At 66.5% G+C, this 23,284-nt stretch carries 25 protein-coding genes; 10 read left to right on the forward strand and 15 right to left on the reverse strand.

Annotation, left to right across the window (positions count from 1 at the left end; all coding sequences use genetic code 11):
* Position 1: 1 nt before the first annotated feature.
* From IT40_RS16820 to IT40_RS16830, 3 genes are read right to left on the reverse strand one after another with little or no spacing between them, the layout of a single operon-like run.
* Positions 2-706 carry an ABC transporter ATP-binding protein gene (locus IT40_RS16820; protein WP_036757657.1) on the reverse strand — a complete coding sequence of 235 codons (705 nt, stop codon included), beginning with the start codon at positions 704-706 and terminating at the stop codon, positions 2-4.
* On the reverse strand, positions 703-1,479 hold the full coding sequence (locus tag IT40_RS16825; RefSeq protein ID WP_036757688.1) for an ABC transporter ATP-binding protein: 777 nt from the start codon (positions 1,477-1,479) through the stop codon (positions 703-705). Before IT40_RS16825 ends, IT40_RS16820 begins: the two co-directional genes overlap by 4 nt.
* A complete protein-coding gene (locus tag IT40_RS16830) occupies positions 1,479-2,678 on the reverse strand; it encodes an ABC transporter substrate-binding protein (protein ID WP_036757689.1) in 1,200 nt (399 codons plus the stop codon). The genes IT40_RS16825 and IT40_RS16830 overlap by 1 nt, the downstream gene beginning before the upstream one ends.
* Positions 2,679-2,867: 189 nt before the next feature.
* Here IT40_RS16830 and IT40_RS16835 point away from each other — a divergent pair, with 189 nt between their 5' ends.
* The 4 genes from IT40_RS16835 (at position 2,868) to IT40_RS16845 (ending at position 8,226) form a co-directional block, all read left to right on the forward strand.
* Entirely contained in the window at positions 2,868-3,785 is a 918-nt protein-coding gene (locus IT40_RS16835; protein ID WP_036757658.1) for a LysR family transcriptional regulator, read from the forward strand.
* A 375-nt stretch (positions 3,786-4,160) separates the two neighbouring features.
* Entirely contained in the window at positions 4,161-4,286 is a 126-nt protein-coding gene (locus tag IT40_RS30535; protein ID WP_275600364.1) for a hypothetical protein, read from the forward strand.
* Between the two features lie 9 nt (positions 4,287-4,295).
* On the forward strand, positions 4,296-4,979 hold the full coding sequence (locus IT40_RS16840) for an autotransporter-associated beta strand repeat-containing protein (protein ID WP_036757659.1): 684 nt from the start codon (positions 4,296-4,298) through the stop codon (positions 4,977-4,979).
* Between the two features lie 961 nt (positions 4,980-5,940).
* Positions 5,941-8,226 carry a FepA family TonB-dependent siderophore receptor gene (locus tag IT40_RS16845; protein ID WP_052096080.1) on the forward strand — a complete coding sequence of 762 codons (2,286 nt, stop codon included), beginning with the start codon at positions 5,941-5,943 and terminating at the stop codon, positions 8,224-8,226.
* Positions 8,227-8,306: 80 nt separating this feature from the next.
* Here IT40_RS16845 and IT40_RS16850 read toward each other — a convergent pair whose 3' ends face one another.
* From IT40_RS16850 to IT40_RS16865, 4 genes are all read right to left on the reverse strand, one after another.
* Positions 8,307-9,149, reverse strand: a complete 843-nt coding sequence (locus IT40_RS16850; RefSeq protein WP_036757660.1) for a metal ABC transporter permease — start codon at positions 9,147-9,149, stop codon at positions 8,307-8,309.
* Positions 9,146-10,012, reverse strand: a complete 867-nt coding sequence (locus IT40_RS16855; protein WP_036757661.1) for a metal ABC transporter permease — start codon at positions 10,010-10,012, stop codon at positions 9,146-9,148. Before IT40_RS16855 ends, IT40_RS16850 begins: the two co-directional genes overlap by 4 nt.
* Positions 10,009-10,887, reverse strand: a complete 879-nt coding sequence (locus IT40_RS16860) for a manganese/iron ABC transporter ATP-binding protein (protein ID WP_036757693.1) — start codon at positions 10,885-10,887, stop codon at positions 10,009-10,011. Before IT40_RS16860 ends, IT40_RS16855 begins: the two co-directional genes overlap by 4 nt.
* A 123-nt stretch (positions 10,888-11,010) precedes the next feature.
* Entirely contained in the window at positions 11,011-11,913 is a 903-nt protein-coding gene (locus IT40_RS16865; RefSeq protein WP_036757662.1) for a metal ABC transporter substrate-binding protein, read from the reverse strand.
* 197 nt (positions 11,914-12,110) lie between these two features.
* Between IT40_RS16865 and IT40_RS16870 the strand changes: the two genes are divergently transcribed.
* The 4 genes from IT40_RS16870 to IT40_RS16885 all read left to right on the forward strand — a co-directional run bounded on the left by IT40_RS16870 (position 12,111) and on the right by IT40_RS16885 (position 14,401).
* Positions 12,111-12,584: a Fur family transcriptional regulator gene (locus tag IT40_RS16870; RefSeq protein WP_052096081.1), complete on the forward strand. Its 474-nt coding sequence runs from the start codon at positions 12,111-12,113 to the stop codon at positions 12,582-12,584.
* 78 nt (positions 12,585-12,662) lie between these two features.
* Positions 12,663-13,214 (forward strand): hypothetical protein, encoded by a 552-nt coding sequence (locus tag IT40_RS16875; RefSeq protein ID WP_147307310.1) that lies wholly within the window; start codon positions 12,663-12,665, stop codon positions 13,212-13,214.
* 286 nt (positions 13,215-13,500) lie between these two features.
* A complete protein-coding gene (locus tag IT40_RS29645) occupies positions 13,501-13,695 on the forward strand; it encodes a hypothetical protein (protein WP_208021373.1) in 195 nt (64 codons plus the stop codon).
* A 268-nt stretch (positions 13,696-13,963) separates the two neighbouring features.
* A complete protein-coding gene (locus IT40_RS16885) occupies positions 13,964-14,401 on the forward strand; it encodes a Fur family transcriptional regulator (protein WP_181180826.1) in 438 nt (145 codons plus the stop codon).
* A gap of 27 nt (positions 14,402-14,428) precedes the next feature.
* Here the strand turns inward: IT40_RS16885 and IT40_RS16890 are convergent, their stop codons facing one another.
* The 8 genes from IT40_RS16890 to IT40_RS16925 all read right to left on the reverse strand — a co-directional run bounded on the left by IT40_RS16890 (position 14,429) and on the right by IT40_RS16925 (position 21,467).
* Positions 14,429-15,295 (reverse strand): ATP-grasp domain-containing protein, encoded by an 867-nt coding sequence (locus tag IT40_RS16890; protein ID WP_036757666.1) that lies wholly within the window; start codon positions 15,293-15,295, stop codon positions 14,429-14,431.
* Positions 15,296-15,301: 6 nt separating this feature from the next.
* On the reverse strand, positions 15,302-15,661 hold the full coding sequence (locus tag IT40_RS29650; protein ID WP_036757668.1) for a hypothetical protein: 360 nt from the start codon (positions 15,659-15,661) through the stop codon (positions 15,302-15,304).
* 16 nt (positions 15,662-15,677) lie between these two features.
* On the reverse strand, positions 15,678-15,980 hold the full coding sequence (locus IT40_RS29655; protein ID WP_208021374.1) for an ArsR/SmtB family transcription factor: 303 nt from the start codon (positions 15,978-15,980) through the stop codon (positions 15,678-15,680).
* A gap of 60 nt (positions 15,981-16,040) precedes the next feature.
* Complete coding sequence (locus IT40_RS16905; protein WP_208021375.1) at positions 16,041-17,786, reverse strand: ABC transporter permease subunit; 1,746 nt, start codon at positions 17,784-17,786, stop codon at positions 16,041-16,043.
* Positions 17,787-17,794: 8 nt separating this feature from the next.
* Positions 17,795-19,291: an ABC transporter substrate-binding protein gene (locus tag IT40_RS16910; protein ID WP_036757672.1), complete on the reverse strand. Its 1,497-nt coding sequence runs from the start codon at positions 19,289-19,291 to the stop codon at positions 17,795-17,797.
* 66 nt (positions 19,292-19,357) lie between these two features.
* Complete coding sequence (locus tag IT40_RS16915; RefSeq protein ID WP_052096082.1) at positions 19,358-20,185, reverse strand: ABC transporter ATP-binding protein; 828 nt, start codon at positions 20,183-20,185, stop codon at positions 19,358-19,360.
* Positions 20,185-20,982 carry an ATP-binding cassette domain-containing protein gene (locus IT40_RS16920; protein WP_036757674.1) on the reverse strand — a complete coding sequence of 266 codons (798 nt, stop codon included), beginning with the start codon at positions 20,980-20,982 and terminating at the stop codon, positions 20,185-20,187. The genes IT40_RS16915 and IT40_RS16920 overlap by 1 nt, the downstream gene beginning before the upstream one ends.
* Positions 20,983-21,149: 167 nt before the next feature.
* Positions 21,150-21,467: a DUF1007 family protein gene (locus tag IT40_RS16925; protein WP_072463134.1), complete on the reverse strand. Its 318-nt coding sequence runs from the start codon at positions 21,465-21,467 to the stop codon at positions 21,150-21,152.
* 37 nt (positions 21,468-21,504) lie between these two features.
* Between IT40_RS16925 and IT40_RS16930 the strand changes: the two genes are divergently transcribed.
* Entirely contained in the window at positions 21,505-22,011 is a 507-nt protein-coding gene (locus IT40_RS16930) for a copper chaperone PCu(A)C (protein WP_036757679.1), read from the forward strand.
* A gap of 121 nt (positions 22,012-22,132) precedes the next feature.
* A partial coding sequence (locus tag IT40_RS16935; protein ID WP_244274031.1) for a PepSY-associated TM helix domain-containing protein occupies positions 22,133-23,284 on the forward strand: 1,152 nt, incomplete at its 3' end.

Below are 23,284 nucleotides of genomic sequence, written 5' to 3' on the forward strand. Positions count from 1 at the left end.
CTCACACCCCCAGTTCCCGATGCAGCATGTCCATCTGCGCCGGCAGTTCGGCGACCGGGAACTCTGCCGTCATGCGGCCGTGGTCCATCAGGTAGAAGCGGTCGGCGACCTTGGCGGCAAAGCGGAAGTTCTGCTCGACCAGCACCACGGTCATGCCGCGGCCCTTCAGCTTCTGCAGCACCTCGCCGATGGCCTGGATGATGACCGGGGCCAGCCCCTCGGTCGGCTCGTCGAGCAAGAGGCAGCGCGCGCCGGTGCGCAGGATGCGCGCCATGGCCAGCATCTGCTGCTCGCCGCCCGACAGCTTGGTGCCCTGCGAATTGCGGCGCTCCTCGAGGTTCGGGAACAGCGCGTAGATCTCCTCGACCGACATGCCGCCCTCGGCGACCTTCGGCGGCAGCATCAGGTTCTCCTCGACCGAGAGGCTGGCGAAGATGCCGCGCTCCTCGGGGACGAAGCCCAGCCCGGCGCGGGCGGTCTGGTGCAGGGGCAGCGCCATCATGTCGCGCCCGGCGAACTGGATGCGGCCGGTGCGCTTGCGCAGGATGCCCATGATGCTGCGCAGCGTCGTGGTCTTGCCCATGCCGTTGCGGCCGAGGATGCAGATGGTCTCGCCTTCGTTCACATGCAGGTTCACGCCGTGCAGGACGTGGCTTTCGCCATACCAGGCCTGCAGGTCGCGGACGTTCAGAAGCGGCGCGCTCATGCCTCGGACCCCATATAGGCGGTGCGCACGCGCGGATCGGCCGAGACGGTGGCATAGTCGCCCCGCGCGATGATCTCGCCGCGCTGCAGCACGGTGACGTGGTGGCAGATGTCGGCGACGACGCTGAGGTTGTGCTCGACCATCAGCACGGCGCGTTCGGCGGCGACGTCGCGGATGATGCCCGCGACCATGGCCACGTCCTCCTGCCCCATGCCGGCCATCGGCTCGTCCAGAAGCAGCACCTCGGGGTCGAGCGCGAGGGTGGTCGCGATCTCCAGCACGCGCTTGCGGCCATAGGACAGGTCGGCGGCGCGGTGGTCGCGGTATTGCGCCAGGCCCAGCTGCTCGATCAGCTGGTCGGCGCGCGCATCCAGCCGGTCGAGCGCGGACAGCGGCAGCCAGAACTGCGTCGAAAGCCCGTTGGGGCGTTGCAGCGCGACCTTGACGTTCTCGCGCACGGTCAGGTGCGGGAACACCGCCGAGATCTGGAAGGACCGCACCAGCCCCATCCGCGCCACCTTGTCGGGCCGGGTGTTGGTGATGTCCTGGCCCAGGAGCGTGATCTGGCCCCGCGTCGGCTGCAGGAACTTGGTCAAGAGGTTGAAGACCGTGGTCTTGCCGGCGCCATTGGGCCCGATCAGCGCGTGGATGCGCGCATGCTCCACGTCCAGATCCACGTTGTTGACGGCGGTGAAACCCGCGAAGTCCCGGCCGAGGCCGCGGGCGGACAAGACCACCCGCGGCTGGGACTGCGTTGCAAGCGTCGCCGCCATCACTGGACCAGCGGGCAGCCGCTTTCGGCCGGGTTCAGGAAGGCCTGATCGCCCGGAATCGTGGCCAGGACGTTGTAATAATCCCAGTCCTCGGTCACGTCGCCGGGCGCCTTGACCTCCATCAGGTAGACGTCCTTGATCAGCCGGCCGTTGGGCCCGACCTTGCCGCCCTGGGCAAAGATGTCGTCCACCGGCATCTCGTGCATCTTGGCGGCGACGGCCTCGGTCTCGTCGGTTCCTGCCTCCTGGATCGCCTTGAGGTATTGGGTGACGGCGGAATAGGTGCCGGCATGGACCATGTTCGGCATGACGCCGGTGCGTTCCTTGAAGCGTTCGCCGAACGCGCGCGATTCCGGCGTGCGGTTCCAGTAGAAGCTTTCGGTCAGCGTCAGCCCCTGCGCGGCATCCAGCCCGATGCCATGCACCTCGGCCAGGGTGAAGAGCAGCGCCGCCAGGCGCTGGCCGCCGGCGGTGATGCCGAATTCGGCCGCCTGCTTGATGGCGTTCTGCGTGTCCATGCCGGCATTGGCCAGGCCGATGACCTTGGCCCCCGAAGCCTGGGCCTGCAGCAGGAACGAGGAATAATCCGTCGTCGCCAGCGGGTGGCGCACCGCCCCCGCGACCGTGCCGCCCTGCGACTTGACGAAATTGCCGGTCTGCTCTTCCAGCGAATAGCCGAAGGCATAGTCGGCGGTCAGGAAGAACCAGCTGTCGCCGCCCTCCTTCACCAGCGCGCCGCCGGTGCCCACGGCCAGCGCATGGGTGTCATAGGCCCAGTGGAAGCCATAGGGGGTGCATTGCGGCCCGGTCAGCTCGGTCGTGGCCGCGCCGGTGTTGACGGTGATCTTCTTCTTTTCCTGGCTCAGCGCCTGCACCGCCAGGCCGACCGACGAGGTGGTCAGTTCCATGATCGCATCGACCTGCTCGGTGTCATACCATTGCCGTGCGATGTTCGAGGCGATGTCGGGCTTGTTCTGGTGATCGGCGGTGACGACCTCGACCGGCGCATCCAGCACCTTGCCGCCGAAATCCTCGACCGCCATCCGCGCGGCCTCATAGGAATACTTGCCGCCGAAATCGGCATAGACCCCGGACTGGTCGTTCAGGATGCCGATCTTGACCACCCCGTCCGAAACCTCGGCCAGGGCAGGCGTGGCAATAAGGCCGACCGCGGCGGTCGACAGCAGAATCTTTCGCATTATGTCCTCCCAAAGGCGCATCCCTTCCACCGGCCGCTTCTGCCTGCCGGGTGGGAATACTGTCCTGTTACCCGCGAGGGGGCGACTCTCGCCTTGCCCCTCCCGCATGGAACGATGCAGGCAATTCGGCTTTGACACAAGTGTTCAGAGAGGTTTAATTTCTTACAGGGCGTGTGCATTTTCGAACAGATGGCCAATCTCAGCTGGGACGATCTGCAATTCTTTCTGGCGGTTGTGCGCGAAGGGCAGCTTTCGCGCGCGGCGCGACAGCTGGGCACCTCGCATGTCACCGTCTCGCGCCGCATCGACCGGCTGGAGCAGGCGCTGAACACCCGCCTGTTCGAGCGCAATCCCCGCGGCTACGAGCCGACCCCCGCCGGCCAGCGGCTGATCGAGGCGGCCGAGCGGATGGAGCAGGCCGCCGGGCTGATCCCGCTGGAGCAATCCGCCGCCACCGGCCAGGCGCGGCCGCTGCGGCTGGCCATGCCCGAGGGCTTCGGCAGCCTGTTCTCGACCCATCTGCTGCCGGCCTTTGCCGCGGAATTTCCGCTGATCTCGCTGGAACTCATCACCATGCCGCAGGTGCTGTCGCTGTCGCGGCGCGAGGCGGACATCTCGATCACGCTGGACCCGGTGACGAGCGGCCCCTATCGCTCCGAGCGCCTGGTGGATTATACGCTGCACCTCTACGCCACGCGCGAGCATCTGCGCGGCCTGCCGCCGATCGCCAGCCCCGAGGATCTGCCCCGGCTGCGCTTCGTCGGCTATATCGAGGAGATGATCTTCGCCCCCGGCCTGGACTACCTGGGCGAGATCCATCCCGCGATCCGGGCCGGGGTGAAAAGCTCCAGCATCTTCAACCAGCTTGCGGCGGTGCGGGGCGGGCTGGGGATCGGCGTGCTGCCCTGGTATATCGCCGCGAAATATCCCGAATTGCAGATCGTACTGCCCGAACGGGTCCGCCTGACCCGGACCTATTGGCTGACCTGCCACCGCGACCTGCGGGTGATGCAATGGGTGCGCGCGGTGATCGGCTTTCTGTCGGCAAGGCTGGCCGAACGCGGCCACGAACTGTCCCGCCCCCTCAGCCATGCCGGACCGGGCTGAGGCCCGCCCGGCAAGCCCCTGCGGGTGCGGAATCGATCAAATCCTTCGGAAATGCCTCGGGGCTTCGGCATGCCGCTTAACCTTCTCTTAACGCTCCCTTGCCAGAAGGGTCGCAATGAATGGCGACACGATGGGGGAAAGCCCGCCAGATGGCATCGCGACATGCCCTTCCGACGGCCCTGCTGGCGAGGGTTGCCCCGAATGCCCGCCTGCGTAGGGCATCGGCCGTCTACGATCCGCTGTATTCGACCGCGCTGGCCCTTGTCCTCGGCAGGGTCATGGGCAGAGCCCCGTCGCCTTGGCGCAGACCGTGGCCCGCCTGCGGCGACGTGCTTCCCGGCATCCCGCCGCCCCGCTTGCGGCCTGGAGCCTTGCGTGGGCGTGAACGCCCAGGATGCAATCGACATCGACGGCGGCGGCGGAACGCTGGCGATCCAAGCGGGCGGCCGGCTGGACACAGAGCCCGGCGTCATCGGCAGCGAGGCCGGCAAGTCCGGCTGAGTCAACGTCATGGGCAACGGATCGAACGGCCATGGCCGCGCCTATGCCTCTCGGGGCAGCCTGCAGGCGGGGGCTGCCGGCAGCTTTGCGACCCTCGGCGCGCATGCCGTCGATGCCGGGGCCTCGCTCGACCTGGACGGGTTCGACCAGACCATCGGCTCGCTTTCCGGGGCCGGGGACGTCACGCTTGGCCAGGGCACGCTGACCACGGGCGGGGACGGCAGCGACACGGGCTTCGGCGGCACGATCTCGGGCACGGGCGGGCTGGTGAAAGAGGGCGGCGGCACCTTGATCCTCAGCGGCACCAACACCCACAGCGGCGACATCCTGGTGGCCGGCGGCGTGCTTCAACTGGGAAGCGGCAGCATCGGCACCCTGATGATCGCGGACGACCTGGAACTCGGCACCGGCTCCGTCCTCGGCTTTGACCTGGGCGCCTCCGGCCCGGCCAGCGGCGGCGGCACAAGCGATCACGTCACCGTCGGCGGGCAGCTGACCCTGGACGGCGTGCTCAGGCTTTCCAATGCGGGCGGCGCGGGCCTGGGCTATTACCGGCTGCTGAGCTATGGCGGGCTGACCGACCATGGCCTTGGGATCGCGACGACGCCGGCAATGGGAACAAGCACCTATGAAATCGTGACCGGCGGCGGCCATGTCGACCTGGTGGTCGGCACGGCGGCGATGCGGCGGTGAAGATCTGGCGCGGCGGCAGCGGCGTCTGGAGCGCGGCGAACCTGGCCTGGCGGGACCGTGGCGGCGACATCCCCATGGCCTTGGGCCGGCAGCCACGGCGCCTTCAACGAGACCGGAGGGCTGGTCGAAGTCCAGGGCGATTTGTCCTTCAAGGGCCTGCAATTCGTCGCCGACAGCTATGCCCTGGCCGGCGGCGGGATGCTGGAGACAGAAGCGGGCGGCGGCGAATTGCGCGTCCTTGCGGGGGCGACGGCCACCATCGGCACCCGGATCGGCGGCACGGGTGCTCCCCTGTCGCTGCCGCTCCCGCTTACGATGGCACTGCAACTGTTCGGCGCTTGTGTCAATCGCGTGATGGCGGCGGGCGGCCCGCCTGGCAACCCTGCGGGGCTGCATTGCCGGCCGGAAGATCCGTGCCGACGGCGGGTCGATCCGGTCGGTCTTGACCTCTGCAGTTCGCACAACGCAGGCCGCCTTGCTCAGATGGCAGCCGGGGCAACTCCACCTCCCCCTCCGCGCCGAAGAGGGCGATCAGCCCATCCGCCGGCACCCCACGCCAGACCAGATAGTCGTGGCCGCCTGCATATTTCCGCCACGCGACCTCATCGCCCTCAAGCCGCAATTCGCGCAGTTACGGCGAGGCTTCCAGAATACCCGCAGTGCCCGCACGCCCGGGCTGCGTCTGGTGGAGGGCTTGTCCTTGGTCGAACGGTCCAAGGCTGCCTGCCTCGCCGCCAATCCTGTAAACCGATTTCCTGCCGGACACCACGCTGCGAAAATCAGAGGCCAGACTTCGAAAGCTCTGCTCTTGCAGGCTCGGCCGTGGCAGAACAGCCACAGATGCGGCGCGATTGCCGCAGCCTCGGCATTCTTTGCGTTGAAGACTTAATTCACAAATGGTTGAAGCCGGCAAGCGCGCGAGACGCCAGCCATCCCTGACCCTTTCCAACAGGAGCATGCGATGGCGACGCTTTTCCCGCGCCCGACCACGGGCACCGCACTCTGTCTGCTGATGTCACTGCCGGTCTTCGCCGGTTCCGTCCTGGCACAGGAGGCCACCACCGAAGACACGGTCGTCCTTGAAACGATCGTGATCACCGCCGAGGAACAGGCCAAGCAGGCGCTCGGCACCTCGACCGTGACAGCCGAGGACATCGAGAAAGCCCCTCCGGTCAACGATATTTCCGAAGTCGTGCGCAAGATGCCCGGCGTGAACCTGACCGGCGCCACCGCCAGCGGCCAGCGCGGCAACCAGCGCCAGATCGACATTCGCGGCATGGGGCCGGAAAACACCCTGATCCTGATCGACGGCAAGCCGGTCATGTCGCGCAACTCGGTCCGCATGAGCCGCAATGGCGAACGGGATTCGCGCGGCGATTCGAACTGGGTGCCCGCCGAAATGATCGAGCGCATCGAGGTGCTGCGCGGTCCGGCGGCGGCGCGCTATGGCTCGGGCTCGTCGGGCGGGGTGGTCAATATCATCACCAAGCGCCCCGAGACCTTCTCGGGCCAGGTCGGGATGCATTACAATTCGCCCGAAAGCCGCAAGGAAGGCGACACAGTGCGCAACAATTTCATGCTGGCTGGGCCCGTGGGTGAAAACCTGACCTTCCGTCTGTTCGGCAACTACAACAAGACCGACGGCGACGCCCCCGACATCAACCGCGTTCCTTTGCTGGATGATGATGGAAGTCCGGTTCTGGACGACGACGGCAACCCGGAATATCTCAACCTCGCGGGCCGCGAAGGCGTGGTGAACAAGGATATGGGCGGCTTGCTGAGCTGGCAGGTCGCGCCCGGTCATGTCATCGACTTCGAGGCGAATTTCTCGCGCCAGGGCAACATCTATGCCGGCGACACGATGTTCGGCAGCGTGAAAGAGGATCAGGACGGCGTCAACCTGATCGGCACCGAGACCAACCGCATGTATCGCCGCGCCCTGTCCCTGACCCATCGCGGCGAGTACGATTTCGGCGAGTCGTTCAGCTATCTGCAATGGGAAAACACCCGCAATGCCCGGCTTTGCGAAGGCACGGCCGGCGGAGGCGAAGGCGCGATCACCAATTGCGTCGATACCGATGGCGACGGGGAAAACGACGCGATGGCGTTCAGCACCATCACGCTGGACAACATCACCGCCAAGAGCGAATGGATCCTGCCGATGAAGCTTGCCGGCCGGGACAGCCGCGTGACCTTCGGCGCCGAATATCGCGGCGAGTTCATGGAGGACGGCGTGTCGATCCGCGGCGGGCTCGACCCGTCGCTGGTGCCCGATACCGGCGTCGATCCCGACGGCGAGAACCGCGACCCCAAGACCGACCAGCAGACCATCGGCCTTTACGCCGAGGCGAACATCCAATGGAACGACAAGCTGACCCTGACCCCCGGCCTGCGCTTCGATTATAACGACAATTTCGGCAGCGCATGGTCGCCCAGCCTGAACGCGACCTATGCCTTCAACGACGAATGGACGATGAAGCTGGGCGTGGCGCGGGCCTTCAAGGCGCCGAACCTGTATCAGCTGAACCCGAACTACGTCTATGTCACCCGAGGCAATGGCTGCCCCTATGTCGACGGCGTGCGCCTCAGCGGTCCCTGCTACGTTCTGGGCAACCCGGATCTGGAGGCCGAGCGCAGCCTGAACAAGGAGATCGGCGTCGCTTATGCCGGTCACAACGACATCAGTGCCAGCCTGACCTGGTTCCACAACGACTATGACAACCGCATCGCCTCGGGCCGGATCCAGCACAACCCGGATGCGACGACAAACCGTCTGTTCCGCTGGGAAAACCAGAAGAACGCGGTGATCTCGGGGATCGAGGGCAATTTCTCGACCCCGCTGGGCGAAAGCTTCGCCTTCAACACGAACTTCACCAAGATGATCAAGTCCGAGGACGAGAACGGCCAGCCGCTGAGCCTGGTGCCGGACTATACGATCAACGCCTCGCTCGACTGGTATGCCACGCCTGACCTGACCCTGACGCTGGGTGCGACCCACTACGGCAAGATCGAGCCGGCGACGATCGGCAACAGCATGGGCAACGAGATCGAGGATCCCGAAACCCGCGGCAGCTATACGCTGGTCAACCTGGGTGCTAACTGGGCGGTAAGCGAGTCGGCGCGGCTGTCGGCCGGGGTGACGAACCTCTTCGACAAGCGGATCCTGCGCACCAATACCAGCGACGGAACGAACACCTTCAACGAACCGGGGCGCGCCTTCTATATCGGGCTGACCTCGACCTTCTGACGCGGCGGGGCGGTCCCGCCCCTCGCACCGAAAGCCCCGTGACGGCGGTGCCTCGTGCGCCGCCGTTTCCCTATATACACTCAAGTGAGCTCAAATGATGCCGTGGCGCGCCTGATCTGCCAGGTCCGCCGGACGAGGGCCGCGACGAAGGCCGCGGTCAGGATCAGGACGATGGTCGGCGCCGGTGCGCTGTCCAGGAAGAAGCTGGCGTGGACCCCGGCCAGCATCGCCCCCATGCAGACCGCGACAGCCACGATCAGCATCCGTCCGAAGCTGCGCACCAGCAGGAAGGCGATGGCCCCCGGCGCGATCAAGAGGCCCACCGCCAGGATCAGTCCCGTGGCGGTCATCGTGGCGACGCTGGCCAGCGACAGGATGGTCAGCAGCCCGTAATGCAGCAGCCCGACCGGCAGGCCAGAGGCCCGCGCCTGCACCGGATCGAAAGCGTGCAGCATCAGATCCTTCCACTTCAGGGCCAGCACGACGGAAACCGGCACGGCGATCCACAGCGCGGTGCGCAGGTCCGCCGGCACGATCCCCAGCATGTTGCCGAACAGGATATGGTCCAGATGCACGTCCGAGGTGATCGAGGTGTAAAGGACGATCCCCAGCCCGAACATGCCCGAGAAGACGACGCCCATGACCGTGTCCTGCTTGACCCGGCTGTTGGCCGACAGATAGCCCGTCGCCAGCGCCGTCACCATCCCGGCGCCGAAGGCCCCGAGGATCAGCGGAAAGCCGAAGATATAGGCCAGCACCACGCCGGGCAGCACCGCATGGCTGACGGCGTCGCCCATCAGGGCCCAGCCCTTCAGCACCAGGAAGCACGAGAGCAGCGCCGTCGGCACCGAGACGATGGCGGCGATCAGGAAGGCATTCTGCATGAAGCCGAACTGGAACGGCATCAGAAGCGTGTCGATCATTGCGCGCCTCCCTCTGCCAGAAGCGCCGCGCGGGCCTTGGCGCGGGCGGCCAGCAGCCCGTGCTTGGGCGCCCAGACGAAGGCGCCAAGAAAGACCAGCGTCTGCAGCAAGACGATGATCCCGCCCGTGGCGCCATCCAGGAAATAGCTGAGATAGGCGCCGAGGAAGCTGGTGGCCGCGCCGATGGCGACCGAAAGCGCGATCAGCCGCGGGAAGCGGTCGCAGAGCAGATAGGCCGTGGCGCCGGGCGTCACCACCATGGCGATGACCAGGAACGCGCCCACGGTCTGCATCGCCGCCACCACGCAGGCCGACAGCAGGACGAAGAACACGCCCTTCAACAGCCCCGGCCGCAATCCGATGGAACGCGCATGGGCCTCGTCGAAGAAGACCACCATCAGATCCTTCCATTTCAGCGCCAGCACCGCCAGCGAAACAAGGCCGATGAGGGCGAGTTGCAAGGTATCCTCGGGCGTGATGGCCAGGATGTTGCCCATGGTGATGGTCTGCACGGAAACCGCCATCGGGTTGATCGAGACCATGAACAGCCCCAACCCGAAGAACGCGGTGAAGATCAGGCCGATCACCACATCGACCTTGAGCCCCGAGCGGTCGGACAGGAACAGCATCACCGCCGCCGCCAGCCCGCCCGAGATGAAGGCGCCAAGCGCGAAGGGCAGGCCCAGCATATAGGCGCCGGCCACGCCCGGCACGACCGAATGGGACAGCGCGTCGCCGATCAGCGACCAGCCCTTGAGCATGAGGTAGGCCGACAGGAACGCGCAGACCCCGCCGACCAGCGCCGAGACCCACATGGCGTTCGTCATGTAGTGATAGCCGAAGGGTTCAAGCAGCAGGTTCATCGGACGCCCTCGCGCCTGTGGGTGCGGTCGCCATATTGCACCAGCGGGCGTTCGTCGTCGGTCAGGATGGTGACGTGGCGGCTGTCCTCGTCGTCATGCAGCGCCTGCCCGCCCAGGGTGAAATGGCGCAGCACGCCGCCGAAGGCCGCCTCGAGGTTTTCGCGGGTGAAGGTGGTCTCGGTCGGGCCATGGGCCAGCACGGTGCCCTTGACCAGCACCACCCGGTCGCAGAATTCCGGCACCGAGCCCAGGTTGTGGGTCGAGACCAGCATCACCCGCCCCTCGTCCCTCAATTCGCGCAGCAGCGCCACGATCTGCTCTTCGGTCTTGACGTCGACGCCGGTGAAGGGCTCGTCCAGCAGGATGACGCGGCCGTCCTGCGCCAGCGCGCGGGCCAGGAAGACGCGCTTCTTCTGGCCGCCGGACAGCTCTCCGATCTGGCGATGGCGGTAGTCCTGCATGCTGACGCGGGCCAGAGCCCGATCCACCGCGTCGCGATCCGTCTGCGACGGGCGGCGCAGGAAACCCATGTGGCCGTAGCGGCCCATCATCACCACGTCCTCGACCAGAACCGGAAAGGACCAGTCCACCTCCTCGGCCTGGGGCACATAGGCGATCAGGTTGCGACGCAGCGCCTCGCGGACCGTCATGCCCAGCAGCCTGATCTCGCCCCTGGCCACCGGCACGAAACCCATGATCGCCTTGAAAAGCGTCGATTTCCCGGAACCGTTCACGCCGACCAGCGCGGTGACGGTCCCCGTGGGAATCGCGAAACTGGCATTGCGTAGCGCGGTCAGGCCGTTGCGGTAGGTTACCGACACGTCGCGCGCCACGATGCCACCGCCGGGGTCCGTCCCAGGATCGCTGTCCCTCATGGTCATTCTGTCGTCGCGCATCATGGTCATCGCTTTCTGCCGGAACGGGACGGCCGCCCTTTGAACGGGAAACCCGCCGCGCGGAAGGCGCCGCGGCAGGGCAGTCCTTTTGCAAGCCAGGCCTTAGCTCACGCCGGCCGCGAGCCCTTTCGCCACGGTCTCGGACGTGACCTTCAACAGGTCGAGGTAGGTCGGCACCGGCCCGTCCGACTCGGACAGGCTGTCCACGTAAAGAACGCCGCCGTAATGCGCCCTCGTTTCGCGCGCGACCTGTTCGGCGGGCGCGGTATTCACCGTGCTTTCGCAGAAGACGGTGGGGATCTGATGCTCCTTCACCCCGTCGATCACCGCACGCACCTGCTGCGGCGTGCCCATCTGGTCCGAGTTCATCGGCCAGAGATACAGTTCCTGCATCCCGAAATCGCGGGCCAGATAGCTGAAGGCGCCTTCGCAGGTCACCAGCCAGCGCCGGTCCTCGGGGATGCGGGCGATCTCGGCCTTCAGCGGCTCGAGCGTGGCGCGAAGCTGCTTCTTGTAGGCGTTGGCGTTCCTGACATAGCTTGCCGCGTTCTGCGGGTCGTGTTCGCTGAAAGCCTCGGTGATGTTGTCGATGTAGATCAGCGCGTTGTCGAGACCCATCCAGGCATGGGGATTGGGTTTGCCTTCATAGGCGCCGGCGGCGATCGGGATCGGGTCGATGCCCTCGGTCAGCGTGGCCGAGGGGACATCGCCCAGGTTGACCAGGAACTTCTCGAACCAGAGTTCCAGGTTCATGCCGTTCCAGAGGATCAGGTCGGCATCCTGCGCGGCAATGATGTCCTGCGGCGTCGGCTCATAGCCGTGGATCTCGGCCCCCGGCTTGGTGATCGACACCACCTCGGCGGCATCCCCCGCCACCTGTCTTGCCATGTCGGCGATCACGGTGAAGGTCGTCACCACCTTCATCTTGTCCTCGGCCGTCGCGGCGCCCGCCATCAGCGCCGTTGCCGTCACCGCACCAAGCAGGCGCGCCAGTGTCGAAGACATGGGAATTCCTTTCCTGTTTCCATGGTCGAAAGCCCGCCTGCAAGGCCAGCCGCAGCATAGTTGCGAGCGAGTCGCAGCAAGGAATATCGATTCGAAGCAATATTGCAAGTGCAATTCACTTACATCTGTGCTTGACGAATGACGGCGCTTTCGCCATCCATTGTTGCGACTTGCTCGCAACAAAGTCGGAGCCGCCAATGACCGCCAGCGATGACAGCCCATTCGGTTCCCACCGCGCCCGCAGCATCCTGGCCGAAGCGGGCCTGCAGGCGACGCGCCAGCGGCTCGCCATCGTGGACATTCTGTCCGGGCAGCCACCGCGCCATGTCTCGGCGGAAGATCTTTTCGACGCATTGCAGAGCCGCGGCGCACCGGGATCCCTGAGCAGGGTCTATGGCAGCCTGAAACGCTTTTGCGAAACCGGGTTGGTGCGGCGCGTGCCGGCCTATGGCAACACGGTCTGGTATGAGATGAAGGGCGAAGATCACCATCATTTCTACATCGAGGAAGAGGATCGCTTGCTCGACATCCCGGCCGGGATGATCCACCTCGCCGAGCTTCCCCCTGCCCCGCCGGGCTATGAGCTTGCGGGCATCGACGTGCTGTGCCGCATCCGCCGCACCGCGTCGGAAGCCGGACCGGGCGCAAGCCGCGGCGCACAGACACGGTGACGCCCCTTCCGATCCGAAGGGCGCCCGCCGCCCGAGCGATGTCGCGCCGCCGGCATGGTCATTCCCAAGGAGAAGACGATGAATGCCTTTACAGACCTCGATGCCATGAACGCCGCCGCCGCGACGCCGGCCGGCCGCGACCACCTCTGGCTCGAACTGACAGCCATCGCCAACAAGGCGTTTTCAGCCGGAGAACATGCTGCGGCCAGGACGCTCTACATGCGGGCCCTGACCGAGGCGGAGCGGCTTTTCGCGCTGCAACGACCCGAGGCGCTGACCGTTCCCCTGCCGGTGATCGTCAATGTCTCGTGCCACAACCTGGCGGCGCTTCTGGTCCATGAGGGCAAGGACGCCGAGGCGACGGAACCCCTTGCCCGCGCCTTCGACCTGCTGACCGGGACCGCGAGCCGGCGCTCCGCCCCGATAGCGTTGCGGATCAGCTGTGCGCAGCATCTGAAATATGCCCTGGCCGAACTGGCGGCGCATATCGGCAAGCAAGGCGCGACCGGGGCGGAAATCGACGGCCATGTCGCCCGCGCGAAAGCCGCCGCGCTTTCGGTCCATCATGCCGTCGAGCATCTGCGCCGCATCGCGCAATCGGCCTGCGGGCATTGCCGCCTGCTCAACTGATCCGCCCGGTCGGCATCGGGATTGCCGGACCAGGACGGCACCTCCCGCAGGATGCAGGCCGGGAACCATTGACCCAAGCCAGAAGGGTCGAGGGGCATGAAGGCCCTGACCGATGCGATGAAGGACATGCTGGCGAAACAGACGCCGATCCAGGCGACGGTGACGAAAACCGGCATCCCGACCATCGACCCAAGCGCAGCCTGTGGGTCCATGACGACACGCCGATCTTCGACGAAAAACCGGCGGCCAGACGCCGAAGACGACGCAAAGCGGATCGAAGATCGCCGTGGCGGTGATCGACCACGAAAAGCTGGACGACTATCGCTTTCTCGGCACGCTCCAGATCGTCGGCGCGGACGCCCCCTTCGACAATGCTGTGGCATTCGCCAGAAAGAACGGGCGCCGAAATGCGCCGTTCTGGTCCATAGAGACGATTTGCTCACCCGACGCGGGCAGGCGGATGGATGACCTGACGGCCTGATCGCGGCCGAGATGGAATCGGCGCCTCCAAGGGCTGAAGGCAGGCGCCGGGCTAACCTTTACCCCCAGCGACGGATTCGCAGCGGCAGTCGCCCTATGCCGCGTCGTGCTTCGTCATCCGGCCCAGCGGCGGCAGGGTGCGGACACCCCGACCCAGGCCGGCCGGAACGGTCCCGGATGCCGGGCGGGATAGGGTGATGACCCCCGCAGGCCGAACTGCTATCGTGCCTGCTCACCCGCCGGGGGACCAACAGGGCGAAATAGAGCGAATGACCGTGAATCTCGAAAAGAAGCTGGCCGAACTCTGCAAGGAAAAGGGCATGCGCCTGACCGGCCAGCGCCGGGTGATCCTGCAGGTTCTGAGCGATTCAGCCGACCATCCCGACGCCGAGGAACTTCATCGGCGGGTAAGCAAGATCGCGCCGGGGATCTCGATCGCCACGGTCTATCGCACGGTCAGCACGCTCGAAAGCTGCGGGCTGATCGAACGCCACAGCTTCGCCGACGGGCGCGCGCGCTACGAAACCAGCGGCTCGGAACACCACGACCATTTCATCAATGTCGAGACGGACGAGGTGATCGAATTCCGCTGCGACGAGATCGAGCAGTTGCAGGACAGGATCGCCCGCGAACACGGTTTCGAAATCGTTGGCCACCGGCTGGAGATCTACGTCAGGCCGAGAGACGACAAGAATGGCGGCAAGTAGCGACCAGGATCAGCGCGATCCGCGACGTCAGGCGGCGCAGCAGAGGAGATCCACAATCCTTTCCGCCTTTCCGGGGCAGAGATGCAGGAACAGCGCGGGTTCGATCAGCTCGATCTCGGTCACCAGAAATTCACGCCCTGGCCGGGCGATGCCATCCACCCGCACATAGGCCGGGGGCGTGGGCAGCGCCGCAAGCGCGCGGCGGGCCACCTCGATGACGGCCTTGTCGGGCCGGATCCGTTCCAGCGCAACGCCATATTGCGAGTTCGCCCGCCACTCTCCTGCAGCGGGACGGCGCAGAACGGCATGGGAGAATGCGCCGCCGAAAAAGGTTAGCGTGGTCTCGCCCGTCTCGCCGATATCGGCCTGAAACTCCTGAAGGACATGCGCGCCCGGCGGCATCTGCGGCCAGTTCCCGATCCGGGCCAGTTCAAGCAGCGTGACGCCGTTCCCGCTCTGCCCGATGGCGGGTTTCAGGACCGCCCTGCCCCAGCCCTCTTCCCGCATCCGCGCCGCGACCGTCCCGGCAGAGGGATCGGCGATCACATGGGTCCGGGGCACAGGAACGCCGCGCGCGGCAAGGTCCAGCAGGTAGGACTTGTCCATGTTCCACAACATCAGGTCCAGCGCGTTGGCAAAGCGGCCACCCCCTGCCGCGATCCGGGCGATCCAGTCGCGGAACGCCCGCGGGGCGGCGGCATAGTCCCAGGCACAAAGCGGCAGGATGACCCGCGCGGTCAGGAAGGCCTGCTCATCGACGCTCTGCCAGGGCAGGCAGGTCACGTCGAAACCCCTTGCGGTCAGGGCCTCGATCAACGGCAGAAGGCCCGGCCCGGGATCGGGCCAGGCCGCGCAGGTTGCGATGGCAACCGAGAGCGTATCGTCAGGCGTCACGCCCGGTCAACGAATGACGACTTCCAGGGGACCGTGGTTGTCGCAATGATCGCCGTGCGGATGATGCAGGTGGCCGTCGACCAGGTAATCGACGTGACCGCCATGGGGCACGGCCTCATGCCTGCAGCCCGGCCCGTGAACGTGGTCCGGCTCATGGCTGGCGCATCGGTGATCAGGGGTGCAGGTATCGGGGTTCGCCGCGCTGACCTCGATCACATGCTCGTCGACATGGTCGGCGTGGGGATGGTGCAGGTGGCCGTCATGCAGGTAATCGACATGATCGCCGTGGCGGACGGCGGTATGGCCACAACCCGCGCCATGCTGGTGGTCGTGGTTTTCGTGATGGGGATGGGTGCAGTTCGACATGGTTTTTCCTTTTCGTTCAATGTTCTTCGCAGATATGGGCGATGGCGTTCTCGACCAGCTGCAGCACATGGGCATCGGCGATCGAATAGATCGCGGCCTTGCCCTCGCGCCGCCGGGCGACCAGCCGCGCTTGCAGCAACAGCTTCAGCCGGGCCGAGACGGTGCCGATCTGAACGCCCTCGATCTCGGCCAACTCGCCCACATTGCGCTCCTGTTCAGCCAGAAGGATAAGCGTGCGCAGCCGGGCCGGATCGGCCAGCGCCTTGAACATGGCGGCGGTCTCTTCAAGCTGATGCCGGTCCACCATGGCGAGTTTCACTCTATCAATCTATGATTTTTTAGATTGATAGAGTGATTCAAACAACCAGTCGAGCCCGCTTCACCGCCTGCGTTCCAGATTGGCCAGCGAGACGGCCAGAACCGCCAGCAAAACCAGCGCCAGCGCCGGGATGAACACCGCCCAGGGTGCGCGTTCAAGGTAAGGCATCCCCTCGGCCAGAACGAGGCCCCATTCCGGCGTGGGCGGACGCGCGCCAAGGCCCAGGAAGCCGAGCGCCGCCAGCGCCAGGGCGATGCCGGGCAGACGCAGGGTGGCATGGCGCAGCACCGGGCCGAAGACCGCGGGCAGGATATAGCGCAGCGCCAACCGCAGAGGCCCGACCCCCAGCAGCGGCGCCATCTGCACATGCGGCTGCGCGCGCGCCTGCGTGACCAGCGCCGCGACATGGGCGGCCAGCGGCGCCCAGCCTACCGCCAGCACCGCGATCATCGCCCCGCCCGAGCTTGGCCCCATCAGCGCCGCCACGACAAGCCCCGCGATCACCGGGGGCGTGGCCTTGGTGATCTCGATGGGACCGGCCATCAGCCGCGGCGCGGTGCCCGCCACCAGCCCGATGCACAGCGCAAGAAAGGTCGTGATCACCGCCATTGAGATGGTCGAGACCGCCCCATGCGCCACCCGCGCCAGCACGTCGCGGCCCATCCCGTCCGCGCCCAGCGGCAGGGCAAGGCTGGGCGCCTCGAGCCGCAGATGGGCCGAGGTAAAGGGGTCGCGCGGCAGGCCCGCAAGGACCAGCGCAACCAGCAGCGCGAAGGCCAGCACCGGCACGATCAGCGCGCGGCGCGAAGGCGCGGTATCGGGCATCGCCACCGGCAAGGCCCCCGTCCGCAGCGCCGGGCCAAGCAGGGCCGCGCTGGACAGGTTCGCAAGGCTGCCAAGCGTCACGGCGATCAGCAGCAGGATCAGGATCCCGGTTTGCAGCGCAGGCAAGTCCTGCGCCGAGGCCGCGCCAAGGGTCGCGCGGCCAAGGCCCGGGATGGAAAACACCTGTTCTACCGCGACCGCACCGCCTGTCAGCCCGATCATCACCATGCCGACCTGCGGCAACAGCCCCGGCATGGCCCGGCGAATGATCGCCCGCACGATCTTGGGCTGCGAGAAGCCCGCCACGCTCCACGTCGCGACCCAGCGTTCCGAGAAGGTGACGGCCAGCGCGTCTGAGAACAGCCGCCCCAGCAGCCCACCCGCCGGAATGCCCATGGCGATGGCGGGCAGCACGGCATCCTGCCAGCGCGTCCAGCCATAGGGCGCGAACCAGCCCAGCCAGACTGCAAAGACTACCAAGAGCAGCGTCGCCAGCAGGAATTCCGGTAGCGCAGTGAAGGCGGCGGCGATGGCGCCCGAGGATCGTCGCGGCTCTCCCCTCAGGCCCGAACGGACCACCGGCGCGCAGAACGCCGCGACGATGGGCACGACCACAAGGATCGCGCAACCCATCAGCGTCAGCGAGACGCCCGTGGCCTTCAGCATCCCCGGCAGGATCGGCGCGCCGGAAATCCACGAAGTGCCCGCGTCGCCCTGCAGCAGCCCGCCGAACCAGTGCAGCAGATAGCTGACCGGCCCCTGATCGAGGCCCAGTTGCGCGCGGATCGCGGCCAGCGCCTCGGGCGTGGCTTCCTGATCGCCGGAGCGGGCGCGCAGGATCGACAGCGCCGGGTCGCGATCCGTCAGCCAGGGCAGTAGCCCGACCAGCACCAGCACCGCCAACAGCGTGACTGCCCGCGACAGGGCCGGCACGAAAGGCGCAATCCGCCAGCCCACGCCGTGCCGCACCGGAGCGACCACCCCGGCCATCATTCGGCCCGGATATGGGTGCGGGTATTGACCAGTTCCCGTTCACGGGGGTCGCGGACGGCCTCGACGACGTCAGCGGCCTCGCCCTGGATCACCCGTTCATGCAGCATCGGCACGGCAGCATGGGTGGCGAGGATCGCAGCCTCGGCCTCAATGATGGCTCGCTGGCGCTCTTCGCCCGCGGCGGCCTCGGCAGCGCGGCGCAGTGCGGCATCCACGTCCTGATCGCAAAGCTGCGAGATGTTGAACGAGCCTTCGCAGGCGAAATCGCTGAACATATAGGCCACCGGATCACCGGAATCGAGGACGGTCGCCCGCGACAGGATGAAGGCGTCGAACCGCCCCGCCAGCGCGTCGGCCTCGATATGCGCGTATTGGCGCACTTCCATAGTGACGTCGAACCCGGCCTGCGTCAGTTGCTGTTCCAGGAAGACCGCGACTTCGGGCAGTTCGGCCCGGTCGGTGAAGGTCGCCAGCACGATCTTGGCCCCGCTCGCGTCACCCGGTTCGGGGGCGCCCACCGCCGCCCGCAGCCCGTCCGCCCAAGGCAGCGCCGGGCCAAGCAGCCCGCGCGCCACGTCGGCGCGGCCCTCATAGACCATGCGCACGATGGTCTCGCGGTCGATGGCGGCGGCGGCGATCCGGCGCATTTCCGGGTTGGCGAAGGCGCCGTTTTTCGTGTTCAGATACAGTGTGTTGGTGCGCGGCATCGGCACCTCGTGGATGAGGTTCTGGTCCAGCAGCGCCGCCTGCGAGACCGGGATCGCCTCGACGACATGGGCGGTGCCGGTGCGCAGCGCCGCCGCGCGGGCCGTACCGTCGGGGACGTAATCGGCGTCGATCCCGGCGACCTGCGCGCGTTCGCCCCAGTAGCCGTCGAAACGGTCCAGCTTCGCGCTGGTGGTGCCGTTGATCTCCTTCAGCACAAAGGGCCCGGTGCCCGCCTCGATCGGGTTCACGCGACCGTCCGCCCCATAGGCACGCTCGGCCAGGATCGCCAGTTGCGGACTGGACAGCCGGTTCGGGATCAGCGGATCGACATCGCGCGACCGCACCAGCACGGCGTCGTCGCCATCGGCGGTGATTTCCAGTTCCACCCCGTCGAGGATGCGCGGCTTCGGCGCGGCCTGCGTGGCGGCAACCAGCGAGGCGACGACCCGTTCCGGCGTCAGATCGGTGCCATCATGGAACTTGACGTCCTTGCGGATGACGAAACGCCAGGTGTGGTCGTCCACCTGCGCCCATGCGGTGGCAAGGAAGGGCTGCGGCAGCCCGTCCGGGTCCAGCCGGATCAGGGTTTCCGCCGCGCTCCAGCGCGACAGCTTGAAGGCATCGTCCGACAGCGGCGTCAGCCCCGAACGCGGCGGCTGCAACATCGCCAGCCGGATGCGGGCGTTGTCGTCATGCGGGGCGGCGTCCTGTGCAAAGCCAGGGCCGGCGGACAGCATCAGCACGCCCAGCAGCGACAGGACGAGGGGTTTTCGGGTTGCGAGCATCGGTTGCACTCCATTCATGGCGGACGCAGGCGCCGCCGGACAGCGGTTGGTTTTCAGGCGGGGGGCCTACGCCTGCGGCGCGGGCAGCCTTGCGGTATCGGGCAATGCCGCCGCGACCAGTTCGCGGGCGGCGGGGTGGTGCGGATCGGCCAGCAACTCGGCACTGGGGCGATCCTCGACGATGGCGCCGTCATACATCACCACCGTGCGGGTGCAGAGCCGCGACACATCCACGATGTCATGCGACACAATCAGCAGCCCGGTGCCCTGGTTCTCCGACAGATCCCGCAGCACCGCGGCAACCTGTCGGCGGATCGGCAGGTCGAGGCCGCTCATCGGCTCGTCGGCCAGCAGGAAAGCGGGGCGCGTGGCGATGGCGCGGGCGATGGCCACCCGCTGTGCCTGGCCGCCGGAGAGTTCATTGCGGCGGCGCAGTAGGAGCTCCGGCCCGAGCCCGACCCGTTCCAGCGATTCACGGATGCGGACATCGTGGTCGCAATCCACACCAAGGCGGCGCAGCGGCTCGGCGATCTGCTGGCGCACCGTCATACGCGGGTCCAGCGAGGCCGCCGGATCCTGCGGGATGTATTGCACCGATTGCCGATACCAGCGCAGTTTCGCCATGCCCGCCGGTCGGACCGGCTTGCACTGGCACAGGATATGCCCGCAATCGGGCGCGTCGATGGCGAGCAACGAGCGCAGCAGCGTCGTCTTGCCTGAACCCGAGGCGCCCACCAGCGCCACCCGCTCACCCGGCCACAGCGCGAAATCGACCCCGCGCAGCACCATGCGGCGTTCGGGCTTGCGCCACAGGCCCGCCGGGACCGGAAAGCTGCGCTCAAGCCCGCTCACCGACAGGAAAGAGCCATCCTCGTTCATGAGAAGGGCGTTCATCAAGCAACCTCGCGGACGATATGCAGCCCCTCGCAGGCGCAATCGACCAGTTCGCAGGTGAAGGAATGACGCGGGCGATTCAGGATCTGGTCGATGGGACCATCCTCGACGATCCGCCCCTCGGCCAGGATCAGCGCCCGGTCGCAGACCCGCATCGCCGCCGACAGATCATGCGTGACCAGCAACAAGCCGGGGCTGCCGGGCGCGCTGGTCTTTTGCTTCAGCACCTCCAGCACCTGCGCCTGCGTCACCACGTCCAGCGCCGTCGTCGGCTCATCCGCGACAATCAGCCCGGTGCGGCAGGCCAGCGCCAGCGCGATGCAAACCCGCTGCCGCTGGCCGCCCGAAATCTCGGCCGGGCTGGTCCGCAGGAAGGCGTCGGTGCCGGGCAGGCCGATGGAGGCCAGCAGGGCACGGACCTCCTCCCGCGCCGCCCCAGCATCCAGCCCGCCATGCCGCCGCAGCGGTTCCTCAAGCTGCGATCCGATGGAGACCAGTGGGTTCAGCGCCGATTGCGTATCCTGGAACACCATCGCCACTCGCGCATCGGCGGGACGCTGCGGCACGCGGATGTTCAGCACCTCATGGCCGTTCACGCGCACGCTGCCGCTGCATTGCGCGCGCGGCGAAATCAGCCCAAGGATCGCCGCCGCCGTCATCGATTTGCCGGAGCCTGATGCTCCCAGCAGGCAGATCCGCTCGCCGCGCGCGACGGTGAAGTTGAGCGGACCGACGATCTCGCGCGGGCCGAAGGAGATCCGCAGCCCCGCGACCTCCAGCATTGCCGTTCTGTCCATATCCGCACCTGCATCCGCGTCGATAGCTGTCCGGCGTTCAGGAAGACAATGTAATGCTATTACATGTCAAGAGCGGCAGTGATGTTATTACATGCGATCCTGCTTTTTCCGGACCCATAGGCCTGACAACGCAACACGAAGAGCCGTTAAATCCCCGCGCAGCGGTCTCAGCGCGCCGCACGACATGAAAGCATCCATTCGTCGGCGAAGGCAGCCCCGACATTCGACGTAATCTTCTGTCCCATCGCGACAAGCGCATCCAGCAGCGCCAGTTCGTCGGCATGGCGACGGCGTGCCGCCTCGCCGTCTGCCCGCCTTACCCGGATCTCGCATCCTTGCCGGCCGGCGATCCGCAGAGGAGAGGACAGCCGATAGGTGGTGTAGTAACCCGGATCATACATCCTTATCGAGATCGCGCCCTGCGCGCAGGTGCTTGCCCCCTCGGCTCGGGGACCGCCCGCAGTCTGAACCTCGCCATCGTCCATCGGGGCGGTGAATGCAGTTCAGACACGAGATAGAACCATGAAATCCAGAATTCTGGCCGCCCCGATGCTGGGCGCGCTTTTCCTTGGCCTCCTTGCCGCCTCGGCCTCGGCCGATCCCGTAGCGCATGGAGATCTGCTGCTTTCGGACGGCTATGTCCGCGCCATGCCGCCCAATGCCCCGGTGGCCGGCGGTTATGTCACCATCGCCAACAAGGGCAGCCAGGAGGACCGGCTGGTCGCGGCCCGCTCGACGCGGGCGGGCGAGCTGCAGATCCACGAGATGACCAGGAAGGGCGACGTGATGAAGATGCGCGAACTGCCCGATGGCCTGCCAGTCCCGGCCGGTGGCTCGGTCGAGCTGAAGCCCGGCGGCTATCACCTGATGTTCATGCAGGTGCCGACCCCCTTTGCCGAGGGCGATACCGTCGAGACGACACTGGTCTTCGAGAAAGCGGGCGAAATCGCCCTGCCGTTCGAGGTGCGCGCCATGAATGCCACACCCGCCGCCGACCAGGGCCATACCTCTGATCATTCGGGCCATTGAGCGCCCGTTCCCAGCCAACATCGGTCCTGCCTCGGCGGGCCAACGCATGCGAGGACTCCATGTCTGCAATTCCCAATACCGCTCGCCAGGGTGTGGGCGACCTTTATCGCGCCGTCTGGCGTTGGCATTTTACGCGGGCCTGCTGGTGCTGCCCTTCATGATCACGCTGTCGATCAACGGCGCGATGTATGTCTTCCGCAACGAGATCGACAACTGGTATCACGCCGACCTCAAGCGCGTGCAGGTGCAGGACAGCCAAAGGCTGGCACCGACCGCGCAGGTCGCCTCGGCCCTGGATGCGGTTCCGGGCACGGCGGTCAAATACACCGATCCGGCCGACCCCGGCGCCTCGACCGAGATCACCGTCAGCACGGAGCGCGGCAAGATGGCGGTCTATGTGAACCCCTATAACGGCTTGGTGCTGGGCGCGATGCCGGATCGTTCGACGATCATGTGGACGATCCGCACGCTGCACAGCTTCAAGTATTTCGGCACCTGGACGCGCTATGTCATCGAGATCGCGGCGGGCTGGTCGATCCTGCTGGTCGGCACCGGCACCTGGCGGTGGTGGCCGCGCGGGCAAAAGGGCGGCATCGTCTCCGTTCGGGGCAAGCCGCAGCGCCGGGTGTTCTGGCGCGACCTGCATGCGGTGACGGGGCTGCTCGTGGGCTTCTTCATCGTCTTCTTGGCCGTCACCGGCATGCCCTGGTCGGGCGTCTGGGGCAGCAAGGTGAACGAATGGGCCAACGGCAACAACTTCGGCTATCCCGACGGGGTGCGGGTGAACGTGCCAATGTCGCAGCAGAAGCTGGATCAGATTGCCAAGACCTCGTGGTCGCTGGAACAGGCGCAGATCCCTGAAAGCCCGGTGCCCGGCGGCACCCCGATCACGCTGGACGATGCGGTCGCGTCCTTCGACCGGCTGGGTCTGCATCGCGGCTATGCCGTCAACCTGCCGCAGAAGCCCGAAGACATGTTCAGCGGTTCGGTCTATCCCGACGACCTCACTCAGCAGCGTGTGGTGCACCTGGACCAATATAGCGGGCAGCCGCTGCTGGACATGGGCTATGCCGATTACGGTCCGCTGGGGAAATGGCTGGAATGGGGGATCAACACCCATATGGGCCAGACCTTCGGCGTGCTGATCCATGCCGCGATCACGGCGATCGAAGGGCGCAGCACCGCGGCGACCCGGATGGCCGGGCTGCTCGTTGACGAATGGACGCCCGAGCGGATCCGGGATTTGGAGGCCAGCCTCTATATCGGCTTCAAT

This window comes from Paracoccus versutus (assembly GCF_000763885.1).
Lineage (GTDB): Bacteria > Pseudomonadota > Alphaproteobacteria > Rhodobacterales > Rhodobacteraceae > Paracoccus > Paracoccus versutus.

Bases quoted from the DNA above. Each gene is read 5' to 3' on its own strand.
- IT40_RS16870 (WP_052096081.1), top strand. From the start codon at position 12,111: ATGACCGCCAGCGATGACAGCCCATTCGGTTCCCACCGCGCCCGCAGC.
- IT40_RS16920 (WP_036757674.1), bottom strand. From the start codon at position 20,982: ATGGACAGAACGGCAATGCTGGAGGTCGCGGGGCTGCGGATCTCCTTC.
- IT40_RS16855 (WP_036757661.1), bottom strand. From the start codon at position 10,012: ATGAACCTGCTGCTTGAACCCTTCGGCTATCACTACATGACGAACGCC.
- IT40_RS16885 (WP_181180826.1), top strand. From the start codon at position 13,964: ATGACCGTGAATCTCGAAAAGAAGCTGGCCGAACTCTGCAAGGAAAAG.
- IT40_RS16930 (WP_036757679.1), top strand. From the start codon at position 21,505: ATGAAATCCAGAATTCTGGCCGCCCCGATGCTGGGCGCGCTTTTCCTT.
- IT40_RS29650 (WP_036757668.1), bottom strand. From the start codon at position 15,661: ATGTCGAACTGCACCCATCCCCATCACGAAAACCACGACCACCAGCAT.
- IT40_RS16915 (WP_052096082.1), bottom strand. From the start codon at position 20,185: ATGAACGCCCTTCTCATGAACGAGGATGGCTCTTTCCTGTCGGTGAGC.
- IT40_RS16820 (WP_036757657.1), bottom strand. From the start codon at position 706: ATGAGCGCGCCGCTTCTGAACGTCCGCGACCTGCAGGCCTGGTATGGC.
- IT40_RS16865 (WP_036757662.1), bottom strand. From the start codon at position 11,913: ATGTCTTCGACACTGGCGCGCCTGCTTGGTGCGGTGACGGCAACGGCG.
- IT40_RS16830 (WP_036757689.1), bottom strand. From the start codon at position 2,678: ATGCGAAAGATTCTGCTGTCGACCGCCGCGGTCGGCCTTATTGCCACG.
- IT40_RS16850 (WP_036757660.1), bottom strand. From the start codon at position 9,149: ATGATCGACACGCTTCTGATGCCGTTCCAGTTCGGCTTCATGCAGAAT.
- IT40_RS16860 (WP_036757693.1), bottom strand. From the start codon at position 10,887: ATGAGGGACAGCGATCCTGGGACGGACCCCGGCGGTGGCATCGTGGCG.
- IT40_RS16925 (WP_072463134.1), bottom strand. From the start codon at position 21,467: ATGGACGATGGCGAGGTTCAGACTGCGGGCGGTCCCCGAGCCGAGGGG.
- IT40_RS16825 (WP_036757688.1), bottom strand. From the start codon at position 1,479: ATGGCGGCGACGCTTGCAACGCAGTCCCAGCCGCGGGTGGTCTTGTCC.
- IT40_RS16835 (WP_036757658.1), top strand. From the start codon at position 2,868: ATGGCCAATCTCAGCTGGGACGATCTGCAATTCTTTCTGGCGGTTGTG.
- IT40_RS16875 (WP_147307310.1), top strand. From the start codon at position 12,663: ATGAATGCCTTTACAGACCTCGATGCCATGAACGCCGCCGCCGCGACG.
- IT40_RS16910 (WP_036757672.1), bottom strand. From the start codon at position 19,291: ATGCTCGCAACCCGAAAACCCCTCGTCCTGTCGCTGCTGGGCGTGCTG.
- IT40_RS16840 (WP_036757659.1), top strand. From the start codon at position 4,296: ATGGGCAACGGATCGAACGGCCATGGCCGCGCCTATGCCTCTCGGGGC.
- IT40_RS16845 (WP_052096080.1), top strand. From the start codon at position 5,941: ATGGCGACGCTTTTCCCGCGCCCGACCACGGGCACCGCACTCTGTCTG.